Consider the following 15,907-nt stretch of genomic DNA (forward strand, 5'->3'; position numbering starts at 1 on the left):
GCGTTCGATCCCCAACAAACCCGTTCGCTACGGTTACGGCATAGGTTCTTCGACCGTCAAATATTGATCCGCAACCACCTCACGCAAACGCTGCTTCGCGCCCCTTGGCCATTGAATCTCCACAACCTTCACCTTCCCCTCACTACCTAAACCGAAGTGAACCCGCTTGTCGCTCGACGACATAAACCCCACGCTAGTCGTAACATGCTCATACAGCGTCCGCCCGGAGTCCGTCGTCACCTTGACCTTCGCCCCGATCGCATCTCGATTGCTATACCGCCCCACCAGCCGCAGTCCCAGCCAGTGATTCCCGTTATCCGCTGAATTGATTAGTATCCGGGGACGTTCGTTCAACGACGTAACTACAATATCCTCGAACCCATTATTCTTTAAGTCGCCGATCGCCGCCCCACGCTGGTATCCCGTCCGCAGAAAGTCCTTACCCATCTCGTCCGAGACATCCCGAAACTGCTTGCCGCCAACATTCTCGAACATCGTGTCATGCTGCCGCGAGTTAGGCTTGTTGTTATCCACATCGCCGTTCGCGTTGTAGATATCCTTCCAGCCATCGTTGTCGTAGTCGACAAACGCCGCGCCCCACCCCGAATACGGACCACTCAGCCGCTCAATCCCCGTAGTTGCGGAAACATAGCGAAATGAATCACCGGCATTCCGGAAAAGCGCGAACGCCTGGCCCATTAAGTCGTTATAAAAGATGTCCACCTTACCGTCGTTGTCATAGTCTTTTGCATCGCTCCCCATTGACGAAACCGCATTGGAGCTATCGTTATACGCCACGCCCATCGGCAGCCCCGACTCCTCGAACGTTCCGTCGCCCTTGTTGATGAACAGCGTGTTGGGCTCGGTATCGTTCGCGATGAATACGTCCATCAACCCGTCGTCGTTGAAATCCGCGACGGAAATTCCCATCCCCTTACCCCGAGCCTTGCCGAACCCGGACTTCTCCGTAACATCTTCGAATCGCCCATGACCTAAGTTGTGATACAGCCGCGCCGGCACCGCATCATAGAACAGCCGCGGATCGCAGTAGTATTCAACCCCGGCCGTCGCACAACGCCGGTCCGTCTGCGGCGTCCAGACCGTATAATCCGCCACCACCAGATCAAGCAACCCGTCGTTGTCGTAGTCGAACCAGGCGGCGCCCGCGCTGATCGTATTGGCAGGTTTCGTTATTCCGGATTGTCCCGTAACGTCCCGGAAAGTCCCGTCCCCGTTGTTCCTGAAAAGCGCGTTCTTTCCCGCCGAGCAGATGAAGAGATCTTCGTAGCCGTCATTATCGAAATCTCCCGCCGCCACTCCGAGGTTGTAACTCAGCCCTGCCCCGGTAAGTCCTGCCTTGGCAGTAACATCCTCAAACGTGCCGTTCCCGCGATTCCTCAGCAAGCAGTTATTGAACTGCGGCCCGGTCTTCGACATCTCCGGTAACTTCGCGCCGTTAGTGAAGAAGATATCCATACGGCCGTCGTTGTCGAAGTCGAAGATCGCCACGCCGCCGCACATCGGCTGCACGAAGTACTTGCGCGGCGATAGATCGTTATTCGTGATGTAAGAGAACTTAGAGTTGCCCGCGATATCCGTGAAATGCGGCCGCTTCGGCTCACTAAGCGCAACGCCAAACAACAAAAAAAGCAGCAGCCATCTCACGGCTGCTTCGTTTCATCAGGCGCTACCCCGGACACCGTCTTATGCAGGGCTTTCGTATTCTGATTGATACTCTCCGAGGTGCTCTTCTGCAGCGCGAACTCCCGCGCCGCGTCCGCCTTCCGCCCGCTGCGCTGGTAAGCCGTCGCCAGCGCCAGATGAAACGCCGGATTCTCCGGACGAAGTGAAACGCACTTCTCTAGCGGCGCAATCGCATCCGCGGTCGAGCCGGAATCCAGCAGCGCCCGTCCCAACTTAGCCAGCGCATCCGCGAATGCCGGGTAGATCGCCACCGCACGCTTATAGTCCGCGATCGCCTCCGCGGGGTGATTCTGCTGCGCGGCCAGTTCCCCCAGGTAATACTCCGCACTCGCATTCTGCGGATTCAATTTGAGTTCCGCCTCAAACTCCTTTTGCGCCTCGCTCAACGCCCCCGAACCTGACGCCCCTGCGCTGGCCGCGTGCAGCATCAGCAGCCCCCCAACGCGGTAATGAATCCCCGGCATGTCCGGCGAGCGCTGCAACAGAATCCGATACTCGGCGATCGCCTTCGGAATCTCCCCGTGCTTCTCGAAATTCTCCGCGTTAAGCTGCACCACAAACGGGGACTCCGGCGCCGCGTGCATCAGGTGTTGCGCATTGCGGTCGCTCAACTCCGAGAACACATGAACCGCCAGAAACAGCACCTCCGGATCTTCCGGATAGTGCTGCTGCAGCCACGCCAGAAAGCTCATCGCGTCCGTCTGCTGATTCAGCAGCATCGAACAGCGCACGCCCGCCGTGCTGGTCTGCCGTTTATCCGCATCCGGAATCGCCGGATCGAGCATCACGTGATCCAGCTTCGGCATGGCCTCCTCGCACCGCCCTTGCATGGCTAAGTCGACGCCGCTCGTTTCCTGCGCGAAAGCGCCGGCTGCCATTAGTAAGAAACCAAGCCACCGCATCGGGGACTCACAATTACAGCACAGTTTCGGGCGGAAAGCAGGGGCTTCGGCCTTGTTCGCTACCGTTATGCGCACGTTCGTAACAGGCCCGGGCGCTCACATGTCTAACGTGTTAAACTCAACCCAATCTAATGGCGAGGAGTCCCGGGTCAGAAGATTTTCCCGTCGGCAACATTCCCAGCCACCCGGCTGAAGACGAAGTTCCGCCGGAACTGATCCGCGAAGAGCTCGTCCGGGTGCTCCATTCCGAAGAGTTCCGGGCAAGTAAGCGCAGCCAGGAGTTCCTTACTTATGTCGTCGAACACACCCTCGACGGTTCTTCGGTAGGGCTCAAAGAACGGACCATCGGAATCGAAGTCTTCCACCGCCCGCCGGGCTATGACACCGGCGATGACGCCACGGTTCGCGTAAAAGCCGGTGAGGTGCGAAAGCGGCTCGCGCTTTACTATGCGACCGCCGGTACTCAGAATCCCGTCCGCATCGAGTTGCTCCCCGGCACCTATGTGCCCGCGTTTCGCCGTCCGAAAGCCAAGCCGGAACCGCCGGAACTTGAACCGCAGCCGCCCCCGGCCAACTTCCAAACACAAACCGCGCCGTCAACCGAATCCCACCCGTATCCCGATACTCACCCGTATCCCGATACTCGCCCGCATCCCGATACCCGCCCGCATCCCGATACTGAGCCGCGACGGTTACGGAGCGGTTTTCCCCCGTCGCCCCGCACTCGCCGGCTATATCCGGCCCTGGTCATTCTCGCGCTAGCCGTAATCCTCGGCGTTTTCGCCTGGACCAAAAACGCGCAGCCGACGGTTCTCGAACAGTTCTGGGCGCCCGTTCTGAAAGACAACGTGCCCGTGTCGCTCTGCGTCGCATACGTTCCGGTGTATGGACTTGACCGGGAGCCAACGCCGTCCGCCCCTCCGCGCAGCGATGAGTTCGTGTTGCTCAAAGACCAGTTCGTGGGTGCCGGGGATTTAATCGCTTCGGTCCGCCTCTCGACGATGCTCACCCGCCAGCATCGCCCCTATTCACTAAAGGTCGGCAACGAAGTCTCCTTTCACGACATTCGCGGCGAGCCTGCCATCCTGGTCGGTTACTCCTACACGCGCTGGAAAGAGATCAGCAGCCAGATGCGCTTCTTCATCGATGGGACTCGCCAACCTATCGGCATCACCGATAACGGCAAAGCCACGAACTGGGCACTCCCCAACCTACCCGCGGACCGCAAGACCGATCGTGACTACGCCATCGTATCCCGCGTATTCAACCCCGATACCAACGCCATGCTAGTCGAGTTAGCCGGTATCACGTCCTACGGCACGGACGCTGCGAGCGAGATTGTAACGAATCCTGATATGCTAGCCGACGCTCTCCGCGACGCCACGCAAGGATGGCAGCACAAGAACCTGCAACTTGTCCTTTCGGTGAAAGTAATCGCCGGAGTCCCCGCCCTACCCAAAGTCGTCGGCACTTACTTCTGGTAACTAAGTCGAAGGAAACAACAAGTGAACACACTCAAGATTTTCACAGCTACACTACTCTTCGCCGCGATCGCAACGGCCGGGATTCCGGGCCTATGTAACACCGGAGAAACCCCTCGGATACCGGGTTCGGGATGCAGTGGCGTCCTGGTGACTCCCAACCCTACCGGCGGAGGGCCGAACCGCGATGGCAATTGGGGAATTGCCTACCCGTACCCATCCACGCTTTCGCCGACTCTTGGGCCATGCGATCTGACCTTTACCAGGGCGTGGGTGGACACCCCTCTTTTACAAGAGCCTTTCGATTCATGGCTTCCAAACAGCGCCAGCACCGCGTCGGAGTGGATTACGCCCTTCGATGGAGAAGGCAACCAGCCTCAGGGTTGGTTCATTTACATAACTCCATTTCACGTGCCGGCAGTTCTTCCGAGCGGTATTGCACCCACGGGCCTCCTCATTAACGGCCGTCTTGCCTCCGACAATCAGACCTACGGATTTGCCTTGGCGAGTCCAGGACATCCTGGCTCATGCGCGGTTGTGAAGAGCTTGCCCGTCCCTTTTAACCCCTCTGAGCAATACTCGCAGTGGGCGAACTTCAGCTTCAATAGCCCAATCGCCATAACCCCTGACTCCGATGTTTTCCTGTATGTTCTCGTTTACAACTCTCGCTCCACTGGCGACCCAAACGCTACGGGTCTCCGCGTCGAATTCTTCAGTACGTCGGGCTTTTATTAAAACAGAGTACGAATCGAGCGCACGGCAGCGTAGGCCCCTCTTGTGCTAGCATCGCGCTTAAACGTGCGACAGTCTCCGTTATTCCTTTACTTCGGCACGTTGCTGCTCGCGGGCGCCCTCTCCAATTCGCTGCCTGCCCAGACCGATGCCGGTGGCCCTTCGCGATACGCCGGATCGGCAAGCTGTAAGACTTGCCACCCTGCAATCTACGCCCGGTGGATCAAGACGCGGATGGCGAACGTCGTGCGAGATCCGAAGACGCACGCGGACGCGATTCTTCCCGACCTATCCAAGCCGGATCCGCTGGTGAAATTCACGAAAGACGACATCGCGTTTGTCTACGGTAGCAAGTGGAAGCAGCGGTATTTCACCAAGAGAGGCGACGATTACTTCCCGCTTGGGGCGCAGTGGGATATCAGTAACCAGCTTTGGCGGTCCTATCATGCGGCTACCGGTACCGATTGGTGGACCGCGTTTTACCCGGACGACAATATGCAGCGTCCGACCGGCCCACTTTGTGACGGGTGCCATTCGGTCAACTACAACATAGAAAACAAGACCGTGACCGAGTGGAACGTAGGTTGTGAAAAATGCCACGGACCGGGAACGGCGCACGCACAGAAACCCTCTCGCGCGAATATCGTCAATCCCGCAAGACTCGACTTCGTGCAGGCGAACAACGTTTGTGTTCAATGTCACTCTCAAGGACGACCGGTAAGCAATCCGATCGAAGGGAAATACTACGATTGGCCGGTTGGGTTCGAGGTTGGCAAGAATCTTTCCGACTTTTGGAGGCTGGAAGAACACCAACCCGGCAAACAGTCATTTACCCACTTCGCCGACGGAACAGCCCACAAAAACCGGATGCAAGGCAATGATTTCGTGACTAGCCAGATGTACACCCACGGGGTGAGTTGCTTTAGCTGTCACGACGTTCACGGCACTGATAACGACGCGGATCTCTTAAAGCCCGCTGACGTCATGTGTTTGGAATGTCACGGACCAAAGTCCCCGAACGGACCGCACGCGCCAACCGTTGAAGCGCATACGCGCCATAGCGCCGGTAGCCCGGGAAGCGAATGCATCGCGTGTCATATGCCGAAAATTGAGCAGACAATCGCAGACGTTAGCGTTCGCGCTCATACGTTCAGATTTATCTCTCCAAGTGAGACAGAAAGCCTTAAGGTGCCGAATGCCTGCAATGCTTGCCACAAAGACAAGTCCACGCAATGGGCGACCGATTCGCTTAAGTCGTGGCCCGGCATGTCGCCGTGGAGAGTCGCGCGACTGGACGTTAGAGAGCCAAAATCGCCAGATACCAATCCGGCAATCCAGTAGACTGTCATTGTCCATGAACCGCAAACCTCTCTTCCGTTCATCCGCCCTGCTCTACGCCGCACTCTCCGCCGCAGCCCTAGCTTCCGCCCAGACCGCACCGGCCGCAGCCCGTCCGCAAGCGCCCCAAATCGTCTCCCCGGAAATTCAGCCGGACCGCCGCGTAACCTTCCGCATCCACGCCCCGCACGCCGAGGCCGTTCAACTCATGGCCTACGACATCCCCGGCAACAATCAAGGGGCCGCGCTGACTAAGGGCGACAACGGAGTCTGGGAAGTGACTCTCGGCCCGATCGATCCCGGCGCATACCGCTATAGCTTCAATGTTGACGGCGTCATGACGGTTGACCCGCACAACCCCGAGACAAGTGAATCCAACAACAACACCTGGAGCCTTTTCGATGTACCCGGCGCCGACTTCATGGACACTAAGAACGTCCCGCACGGAGCCGTCGCCGCGGTAACTTACTACTCCACCGCACTCGGCCGTTTCCGCCGCATGCAGATCTATACGCCGCCCGGTTACGAAAGCGGCAGCGGCAAGCTCCCCGTCTTCTATCTACTCCACGGCGCCGGCGATTCCGATGACTCCTGGCCCACCGTCGGCCGCGCGGGTTTCATCATGGATAACCTCATCGCCGCCGGTAAAGCCAAGCCCATGATCGTAGTTATGCCGGCGGGACACACCAGCCGTACCGGTTTCAGCATGCCTGCCCGAGCGGACGATTTCAATCGTGATTTCCTCGACGACATCATGCCGTACGTCGAGAAGAACTACCGCGTGCAGTCCGATCGCGCCCACCGCGCCATCGCCGGTCTCTCGATGGGCGGAGCTCAGACCTTGAACATCGCCGTTGCCCATCTCAACGACTTCGCCTGCATCGGCGTTTTCAGCTCGGGACTCTTCACCATGTTCCCCGCCCAACGCCCCGGCGCGCCTCCCGCTCCCGCAGCCACCGGCCCGAACTGGGAACAGCAGAACCTCGCCAACCTGGACAACGCCACTTACAAGAAAGGCCTCAAACTCTTCTGGTTCGGCACCGGCCGCGAAGACTTCCTGATCGACACCAGCCGTAAAACCGTCGCCTTGCTGAAGACCCACGGATTCAACGTCGAGTTCCACGAATCCGCCGGCGCACATACCTGGACTAACTGGCGCGATTACCTCGATATCTTCGCTCCACAGTTATTTCAGTAACCTGGGTTAAATTCCCACTCTGAGCCGCGACAGTCATGGAGCTGGTTCTCCGGAATACAACCTTCGAATGCCTTTTACCGCGCGAGAGCGGAATGCTTCCCCCATGCGCACCGCTCCGTGGCCGTCGCGGCTCAGAATGCAGTATTTGTATCGACTCAAATACTGGTCTGCCGTCGCCGACAGCGTTTTCATTCCCGGGGTGGGCGCAGGCCATATGTGGTTCATCGCGGGCCAACCCATACTCTACGCCTAACTTACGAAGTCTCCCCCAGCCGATGTATCTTCATCAGGTTCATCGTCCCCGGCCTGCCCACCGGCTGCCCCGCCACAAACACGACTAAGTCGTCTCTCCGTAACTCCCCGCGCTCCAGCAACACCCGATCCATCTGCGCCAGCATCGCGTCGGTCGAGTCAACATCCTCCGCAACAATCGGATCAACCCCATACACAATCGACAAGCGCCGCGCCACCTCCGCGTCCGGAGTAATCGCGTACAGACAAACCGGCGGACGATAGCGCGCAATCTGGCGCGCACTCGATCCCGTGGTCGTGAACACCACCAACGCCGCCACTCCCGCGCACCGCGCCGCATTGTAAGCCGCATCCGCCAGAACCTCCCCGGTGTTTTGCGTTTGCAGGGGCCGTCGGCGCTCTTCGAATCCCTTGATCCGAATTGACTTCTCAGCTTCGTTCGCAATGCGGGTCATGTAACTAACAGCTTCCACCGGATACTCACCGGTCGACGTCTCCGCCGATAACATCACCGCGTCAGTTCCGTCGTAGATCGCGTTCGCAACGTCGCTAACTTCCGCGCGGGTCGGCACCGGACTATGCGTCATCGACTCCAGCATCTGCGTCGCCGTAATCACGAACTTACCGCCGCGCCGCGCTTTGCGGATGATCGATTTTTGGATAGGTGGAACCCGCTCTAAGTCCATCTCGACGCCCAGATCACCACGCGCCACCATCAACCCGTCAGCCGCCGCGACTATCTCCGCGATGTTATCAACTCCCTCCGGCTTCTCGATCTTCGCAATGATCGGCACATCCGGCGCGCGGTCCTTCATGTGCTCGCGAAGTAAGTCGATATCCGCCGCACGCCGCACGAATGACAACGCGACTAAGTCGACTTGCTCATTCATCCCGAACTCCAGATCCGCGATGTCTTTCGGTGTTAGCGACGGCGCGCTGACCTTCACCCCCGGCAGATTGATTCCCTTGTGGTCGCCGATTAACCCGCCCGTCACAACGTCAAGCTCGATCTCGTCATCGCGCACCGCAACCGCCCGCAACTCCACCGCCCCATCGTTGATCAGCACGCGATTCCCGGGCTGCACGTCGCGCGGCAGATCCGCATAGCCCGTCGACGCGCGCTCGCACGTCCCCATGACCGGCCGCGTCGTGATCACGAAGCGTTTGCCCTTCTCCAGCGTGCAGCCGCCGCCCTCGAACTTGCCCAGCCGGATCTTCGGGCCTTGCAGGTCCAACAGGATCGCGACGTGCCGCCCCAGCGCCGCGGCTTCCTCCCGAATCACGCGCATGCGCCGCGAATGCTCCTCCTGCGTGCTGTGCGAAGCGTTGAGTCGGCAGACATCGACACCGGCTTCCAGCAGCGCGCGGATTTTCTCCCGCGATTCAGTCGCGGGTCCCAGCGTTGCCACAATCTTGGTGTTCGGCATCGGGTCTTCTTGGTTATTCTGGCATCTGCCCGCTCACGCGCCCGGTTACAGTGCGGTTAAACTGCGGCCCGCTTGCGGTTAAACTGCGGAGTGATGAAACGTCTTGGATTGATTTTCGCCGCGTCGGCCATCGCCCTTGCGCTCACACCCGATGCCGCCAAACAACTAATCACGCCCGATCGCCTGTTTGCGCACATCAAGGTTCTCGCGTCCGATGAGTTCGAAGGACGCGCTCCTTCCACGCGCGGTGAAGAACTCAGCGTGCATTACCTGACCGAACAATTCAAACGGTTCGGACTCAAGCCCGGCAATCCCGACGGCACGTGGGTGCAGGACGTTCCGCTGTTCGGAATCAAGTCGACTCCCACCTCCTCCGTCACCGCAGGCGCCCAAACCATCGCGCTCGAACCTAAGACGGACTACGTCGCTTGGACCATTCGCCCCGTACCCGAAGTCAAAGTAACCGATTCCGATGTCGTATTCGTCGGCTATGGCGTGGTCGCGCCGGAGTACGGATGGGATGACTACAAAGGTGTCGACGTGAAAGGTAAAACTATCGTGATGCTGGTGAACGATCCCGCCGTGCCGGATCCCAACGACCCCACGAAGCTCGATCCCAACTACTTCAAAGGCGCGGCCATGACTTACTACGGCCGCTGGACTTATAAGTACGAGATCGCCTCGCAGAAAGGCGCGGCCGCCGCCGTGATTATTCACGAGACCGGTCCCGCAGGTTATCCCTACGAAGTTGTTGTCGGAAGCAACACGCATGAGAACTTCGATATTCAGACTCCCGACCGCAACGCCTCGCGCGTTAGTGTCCAGTCCTGGATTCCCTACCCGACAGCCGAACGCATCTTCACCGCCGCGGGACAGAACTTGGCCGAGTTGAAGAAAGCCGCGGTGCGCAAGGATTTCCACCCGGTTACCTTGAACGCTAAGTGGAGCTTCGATATCCGGAACGAAGTTCGCGAGGTTAAGTCGAAAAACGTTGTAGCTAAGGTGGTCGGCAGCGATCCCAACCTTCGCCATCAGTACGTCATCTTCACCGCGCATTGGGACCACCTCGGCAAAGATCCCGCGCTGAAAGGCGATCAGATCTACAACGGCGCCGTCGACAACGCATCGGGATGCGCCGGCTTACTGGAGCTTGCGCGCGCCTACGCCAAACTAACTCCCGCGCCCAAGCGGACCATGATCTTTCTATCTGTTACGGCCGAGGAGAAAGGATTACTCGGCTCCAAATACTACGCCGAAAACCCGCTCTATCCGCTCCGGGACACGCTGGCCAATATCAACATGGACTCCATGAATATGTGGGGTAAGACGCGGGACTTAGTGTTAGTCGGACTCGGTAACTCCACGCTCGACGACATAGCGAAGAGCGCGGCCGACGCCCAGGGTGGACGCACCCTGAAACCCGATCCGCATCCCGAACGCGGCGGCTTCTACCGTTCCGATCACTTCGAATTCGCCAAGCAAGGCGTGCCCGCGCTGGATATTCACCCTGGCACTGATTTCGTCGGCAAGGATCCGAACTTCGGCATGCAGAAGATGGAAGAGTACACCACGAACGATTACCACAAAGTTAGCGATGAGCCCAAGCCCGGCTGGAACCTCGAAGGCGAGGCGCAAGATATGCAGTTAGTGTTCGATATCGGACTGCGCGTGGCCAACGGTGACGGCTATCCCGAGTGGCGGCCCGGCAACGAGTTCAAAGCCAAGCGCGACGCCGATATGGGCGTACCCCCGCCGCATTAGTGCGCCGCGGCCTTCTTCAACGACACCGCATTCATGCAATAGCGCAACCCGCTCGGCGGCGGACCGTCGGGAAACACATGACCCAGATGCCCGTCGCAGGTGTTGCACACGCACTCAACCCGTTTCAGGAACGCCGGTCCGTCAAAGTGATAAGCAACCACGTTCGCCTCGACCGGCTGTGTGAACGAAGGCCAACCCGTGCCGGACTCGAACTTCTCCGACGCATCGAACAGCACGGTATCGCAGCAAATGCAGGCATAGATTCCCGGCTCAAACAGGCTGCACATCGCCGAACTAAACGCGCGCTCGGTTCCGGCTTGTCGCGTCACGCGATATTCCTCCGGACTCAACTGCGCGCGCCACTCCGCCTCGGTCTTGGTAACCTTGCGATCCGGCGCAGGGTTCCCTTCCTTCGCCAGCTTTAAAACGTCAGGCCATTTCAGCATCTAGCTCTATGTTAGCGACTGTCTCGCCGCAACTCAGGGAACCCGCTGCCAGCATTCTGAGCCGCGACGGTAACGGAGCTGGTGCTCCGGAAAAGAACCTTCTCGAATGCCTTTGCCGCGAGAAAGCGGAATGCCCGGGCAGTAACCGCTCCGTTACCGTCGCGGCTCAGCATGCGGTATTTGCATCGACTCAAACGCTGGTTTTCATCCCCCCGGGGTGGCCGCAGGCCATCTGTGGTTCATCCGTGGCTAATAGCCTTTGGTCCTACCAATCCGCATACGGCGTCCCATCCAAACTAGTCTTATCCGACCCGCTCCGCACATCCCAGATCCCCGGCTCCGTATTATTCACGCTCTGCGATGGATCCTCCATAATCACCTTCCAACTCTGATTATTCCCGGTAATCGGATCCTTAGGAACTTCGCGCAGATACCCATCGCTCACCAGTTCCTCAAGCGTCTGCGGCGCCTTCTGCTTATCGAAGCTATACTCGTCGATCATCTGGCGCATGGTGAACAGGTCGCTCTTCAGCACGCTCTCCTTGGCGCGCAGCAAGGTCTTCTGGTAATAGGGAACGGCAATCGCCATCAGCGTCACCACGATCGCCATCACGATCATCAGCTCAATCAACGTGAAGCCGGCGCGCACAAAGACGCTGCGGCGCCGTTTACCAGTCGGAATAGTTCGTGCCATCGGCTGCCTTCTGATCGCTCTTGGTATGTACATCGAAAACATTCTGGCCGCCCCAGCCATCCGAGGTCGGGTCGTCCTGCATACTGCGCAATCCCCAATCGGTCGAATTCGTCATCGGATCTTTCGGAATCCGGCGCAGAAATTTGATCTTCGTGTCTGCGCCCTGGCCGGAGCCTTTCACCCCATCCACCAGCGCCTGCAAACTTTCCGGATACCCAAACCCATCCTGCTTCTGCTGGCCCAGCTTATTCGAGTCCGCCATGTCTTTGTACTTATCGATCGCCTTACGCATCTCGCTCAGCGCCGCGCGCAGGTCGTGCTCCTTGATCTTGCGTACGCGCGTGCGCGCCAGGGGAACGGCCATCCCGCTCAGCAGCAGCAGGATCGTGAATGCCACGATCAATTCGATCAGCGACATCCCGCTTCTAAGTCGGCGTTTCCGTGTCGGTGTTGCTATCGTGTCACCTGCGGTCATCGCCAACAAGTTACTTCACCATCACGTTCAACGGCGCGCTTCCGGCGTTGATCACGTTGCCCCCCGAATCGTGCAGCACCGTCTTCGGCATGGTGACCAGAGTCGTGCCTCGGGCAATCGCCTGGAACGTGATCGTAAGCAGCGTACCCGTGCCGTTCACGGGACCCTTCGCGGGATCGCGCGACAGCATCGCCGTCGCATCTCCCGAATCGTTCAGGATGTTCTTCCGTGGCTCCAGCGCGACTCCGTTCTCCTGCAGCAGATCGCCCGCCGTAATCGAGTTAATCCGCAACACCTTCGGATCGAACTTCAATTGCGATTCGATCGACTGCAAATTCACCGCGTCTTCAATCCGAATCGAAGTCGTAAACGAAGCGCCCTGCTGCGCCTGAACAATCGCCGGCACGAACGAAACCTTACCTGCCGGTACAGCCGGAGGCGGACCGATCGGAGTCGCCGGCGTCGGTCCGGTCGGCGGTGTACTCTGCGGAACCAACACGGGCGCGTTCCCAACCTCACCCGTCGGAAGCGGCGCCTGATCCGCCGCCAACACCGGCGCCCGCCGCACCGCGTAATTGGTCGCGTTGCCCGCGTAAACCGTCCGCAGATTCTCCGACGTCAGATCCGGACCGCGCACAATATGCGGCACCAGTGCAATCAGCAACTCCGTTCGATCGCGCTCCGTCTGCTCGCCGGAAAACAGCCTGCCGATAATCGGAATGCTCGCCAGCCCGGGCACTCCCGTGGTTGTCTTCGTATCCTGAATCTGGATCAGACCCCCGATAATATTGATCTGCCCGTCGCGCATCCGGACATCAAGTGTCGCTTTACGCTGACTAATCACGGGCTGCGAGATGCCCCCCAGATCGTTGTAACTGCTCACCTGCGAGATATCGATATCGACGTGCAGCGACACTTCCTCGTTATCGTGAACGCGCGGCGTCATCTCCAGATTGACTCCCGTATCGATGTACGTGAACTGCGTGTTGACCAGCGCGTTGACGCCTACGCTGCCGACCCCCGGCGAGTAGCTGCCGCTGGCCGTCGGGATGCGATCGCCGATCTTCAGAACGGCTTTCTCGTTATCCACCGCGCGGATCTGCGGACGCTGTAACACGCGCGTCCCGCTATCGCTCATCACGGCCTCAAGCATGGCTCCGGGCACATTGCTCAGCGAGAAGTCCTGGGTGTTGATGTGCGGCAGGTTCACCAGCGGGATCGGGAGGGACGTTGAGGATGTCGTCGACGTCGTTGTGGTGGTCGATGTCGTTGTCGTCGTGGAAGTAGTTGTCGTCGACGTGGTCGATGTAGTCGCCGTGTTCGAAGTAAATGTACCGGTCGTGCTCGTGGTGCTTGTCGTAACACCCAGCGAACTGGCCAGTGTTTGAATACTTGAGCGCGGCGTAAATAGAATCGAAGTATTGATTCCAGTCGGCGCGAACGCCGCCGCAAGCTGCCGCGTCTTGGTGCTATCGACCTCCATCACCATCACATCGATCAACACTTCCGAGCGCGGCTTATCCAGGTCGCCGATGATCTTCTCGGCCAGCGCCATCTTGTCCGGTTCAGCCTTCACGATAATCGCGTTTTGCGCGGTGTCCTGGAAGAGCTTGTTGACCTCGATCACCTGACGCAGTGTAGTGATCAACTCCTGTAGCTCTTGCGCCTTCGTGATGTTCGAAAGATAGAAGACCTTGACCTCCTGATCTTCATACTCGTGCCGTTTGGTCGGGCTTTCCGTAGTCACGAATATCGTATTCGAAGAGAGCGGCTTCCAGAAAGCGTGCGTGACCACGGCCAGATAATCGAGTGCGTCTTTGATTGTCGCTCCCGTCAAATCGATGGACTGGTTCTTCGAAGCGGCCTGGTCAAAATCCGGATCGAACAGAACATTGATCCCGGCCACATTACCCACCGTCTCGAACAAAATCTTCGGCTTCTGGTTGTTCATCCGCAGGGTCAGCGGTTGCGGATTCAGCGGCTTCAATTCCGGCACGGGAAGCAGGCTATCGATGTTTTGCTGCACCTCGCGCTGCGCCGCCTGAACCGGTGTCAAAGCGGCTTCTTCCGGCGAAGCCTTCGAATTGGGATCCAGCGCTTTCTTCTTTTCGCGCTCGATCATCAGCTTCGTCCGGCGAACTTCCTGCGAGGCGATGTCCGAAGCGGGGTCGATTTGGTATGCTTTCTGAAACTCGGCGAGCGCTTCGTTTAGCTGCCCCTTCTCCCGAATTTGCTGCCCCTTCTGCAGGTGGTAGTTCGCCGCCTCGAAGCGCACGCGGCGTATTTCAAGCTGGTACGAGGGGTCGCCGGGGTCCTGCATCACGGCCTGTTCGGCCAGCGTCAGTGCCTTATCCCAGTTCTCTTTCGACTCGGCAACCCGCGCCTCTTGCACCAGCCGGTCGCCCTTGCGCGTGTTCGCCGTTACCGGTATCGAGGGCAGCAGCAGCAAAATAGTATTAAGGACGGCGCACGACGAGCGCAGACGCAACTTGGGCCGATACATGTATGATCTAAATTTCTGACGCGAGGGGACCGGGAATCGTTGAGTTAAACTTCTTAAGCGCCGGCCGTCCCGCGGATCGGGCCCAGCACTTAGGTGACGATGAAGAAGTCCGAATTCAAAATTCTAAGCGAAAACCGCCAGGCAAGCCATAACTATCATCTGTTAGATCGCTATGAGGCGGGCATCGTCCTCAGCGGCACCGAGGTGAAATCCATCCGCGCCGGCAAGATGCAACTCCGTGAGGCCTATGCGCTTATCGATAAGAACGAAGCCTGGCTCCTGAACGCTCATATCAGCGAGTACTCACACGGGAACCGTGAAAATCATACGCCCATGCGCGGCCGCAAGCTGCTGCTGCATCGCCGCGAGATCGACAAGCTTCTCGGCGCTTCCCGCGAGAAGGGCCTCGCTCTCATCCCGACGAAAGTTTACTTGAAAGAGGGCAAGATCAAGGCCGAAATCGCGATCGCCAAAGGTAAACAGTTGCATGACAAGCGCGAAGCGGAACGCACCCGCACCGCCGAAACCGAAGCCCGCTCCGCCATCCGCGAACACAAAGCCCGCTCCTATTGATCACCCGGTGACAAACCAATTTACTCCGCAAAAATCCCTAATTTAACAATCCCTAATTTACTGAGCCGCGAGCGTAAGCGACCGGTGCTTCCTACTTCCACCACAACCCGTGTGCGATCCACCGATCCCGCGTTGACCTTCCGATTGGCCTGCCCTCGGGGTTAAACCTGCCCTCGCGGCTAAATACGATCGAGTCTGAGCCGCGAGCGTAAGCGACCGGTGCTCTCGACTCCACCACAACCCGTGTCGATCCACCGATCCCGCGTTGATCTTCCGATTGGCCTCCCCTCGGGGTTAAACCTGCCATCGGTGTTAAATACGATCGAGTCTGAGCCGCGAGCGTAAGCGACCGGTGCTTCCTACTTCCACCACAACCCGTGTGCGATCCACCGATCCCGCGTTGACCTTCCGATTGGCCTGC

At 58.7% G+C, this 15,907-nt stretch carries 13 protein-coding genes; 6 read left to right on the forward strand and 7 right to left on the reverse strand.

Annotated elements, in window-relative coordinates; all coding sequences use genetic code 11:
- Positions 1–33: 33 nt before the first annotated feature.
- Together H1Y01_RS01310 and H1Y01_RS01315 are read right to left on the reverse strand one after the other, a co-directional pair.
- Positions 34–1,665 carry a CRTAC1 family protein gene (locus tag H1Y01_RS01310; RefSeq protein WP_219341169.1) on the reverse strand — a complete coding sequence of 544 codons (1,632 nt, stop codon included), beginning with the start codon at positions 1,663–1,665 and terminating at the stop codon, positions 34–36.
- On the reverse strand, positions 1,662–2,582 hold the full coding sequence (locus tag H1Y01_RS01315; protein ID WP_180538292.1) for a tetratricopeptide repeat protein: 921 nt from the start codon (positions 2,580–2,582) through the stop codon (positions 1,662–1,664). Before H1Y01_RS01315 ends, H1Y01_RS01310 begins: the two co-directional genes overlap by 4 nt.
- A 155-nt stretch (positions 2,583–2,737) precedes the next feature.
- Here H1Y01_RS01315 and H1Y01_RS01320 point away from each other — a divergent pair, with 155 nt between their 5' ends.
- The 4 genes from H1Y01_RS01320 (at position 2,738) to H1Y01_RS01335 (ending at position 7,355) form a co-directional block, all read left to right on the forward strand.
- Positions 2,738–4,090: a hypothetical protein gene (locus H1Y01_RS01320; protein WP_180538293.1), complete on the forward strand. Its 1,353-nt coding sequence runs from the start codon at positions 2,738–2,740 to the stop codon at positions 4,088–4,090.
- A gap of 21 nt (positions 4,091–4,111) precedes the next feature.
- Positions 4,112–4,822, forward strand: coding sequence for a hypothetical protein (locus tag H1Y01_RS01325; RefSeq protein WP_180538294.1), 711 nt, complete (start codon positions 4,112–4,114; stop codon positions 4,820–4,822).
- A 63-nt stretch (positions 4,823–4,885) separates the two neighbouring features.
- Positions 4,886–6,160, forward strand: a complete 1,275-nt coding sequence (locus H1Y01_RS01330; protein ID WP_219341170.1) for a multiheme c-type cytochrome — start codon at positions 4,886–4,888, stop codon at positions 6,158–6,160.
- A 13-nt stretch (positions 6,161–6,173) separates the two neighbouring features.
- The gene (locus H1Y01_RS01335) at positions 6,174–7,355 is read left to right on the forward strand and encodes an esterase (RefSeq protein WP_180538295.1); all 1,182 of its coding nucleotides are present in this window, start codon (positions 6,174–6,176) and stop codon (positions 7,353–7,355) included.
- Between the two features lie 254 nt (positions 7,356–7,609).
- Here the strand turns inward: H1Y01_RS01335 and pyk are convergent, their stop codons facing one another.
- Complete coding sequence (gene pyk / locus H1Y01_RS01340) at positions 7,610–9,034, reverse strand: pyruvate kinase (RefSeq protein WP_180538296.1); 1,425 nt, start codon at positions 9,032–9,034, stop codon at positions 7,610–7,612.
- 93 nt (positions 9,035–9,127) lie between these two features.
- Between pyk and H1Y01_RS01345 the strand changes: the two genes are divergently transcribed.
- On the forward strand, positions 9,128–10,795 hold the full coding sequence (locus H1Y01_RS01345; protein WP_180538297.1) for a M28 family metallopeptidase: 1,668 nt from the start codon (positions 9,128–9,130) through the stop codon (positions 10,793–10,795).
- Here the strand turns inward: H1Y01_RS01345 and msrB are convergent.
- The 4 genes from msrB to H1Y01_RS01365 all read right to left on the reverse strand — a co-directional run bounded on the left by msrB (position 10,792) and on the right by H1Y01_RS01365 (position 14,913).
- Positions 10,792–11,241, reverse strand: a complete 450-nt coding sequence (gene msrB / locus H1Y01_RS01350) for a peptide-methionine (R)-S-oxide reductase MsrB (protein ID WP_180538298.1) — start codon at positions 11,239–11,241, stop codon at positions 10,792–10,794. The two genes, H1Y01_RS01345 and msrB, sit on opposite strands and share 4 nt — an antisense overlap.
- Positions 11,242–11,506: 265 nt before the next feature.
- Positions 11,507–11,935, reverse strand: coding sequence for a type IV pilin protein (locus H1Y01_RS19800; protein WP_180538299.1), 429 nt, complete (start codon positions 11,933–11,935; stop codon positions 11,507–11,509).
- Positions 11,910–12,410 (reverse strand): type II secretion system protein, encoded by a 501-nt coding sequence (locus H1Y01_RS01360; RefSeq protein ID WP_180538300.1) that lies wholly within the window; start codon positions 12,408–12,410, stop codon positions 11,910–11,912. Before H1Y01_RS01360 ends, H1Y01_RS19800 begins: the two co-directional genes overlap by 26 nt.
- A 10-nt stretch (positions 12,411–12,420) precedes the next feature.
- On the reverse strand, positions 12,421–14,913 hold the full coding sequence (locus H1Y01_RS01365; RefSeq protein WP_180538301.1) for a cohesin domain-containing protein: 2,493 nt from the start codon (positions 14,911–14,913) through the stop codon (positions 12,421–12,423).
- 99 nt (positions 14,914–15,012) lie between these two features.
- Here H1Y01_RS01365 and smpB point away from each other — a divergent pair, with 99 nt between their 5' ends.
- On the forward strand, positions 15,013–15,486 hold the full coding sequence (gene smpB / locus H1Y01_RS01370; protein ID WP_180538302.1) for an SsrA-binding protein SmpB: 474 nt from the start codon (positions 15,013–15,015) through the stop codon (positions 15,484–15,486).
- Positions 15,487–15,907: the final 421 nt, after the last annotated feature.

The sequence above is a fragment of the Nevskia soli genome (assembly GCF_903970205.1).
Classification (GTDB): Bacteria; Acidobacteriota; Terriglobia; order Bryobacterales; family Bryobacteraceae; genus Bog-113.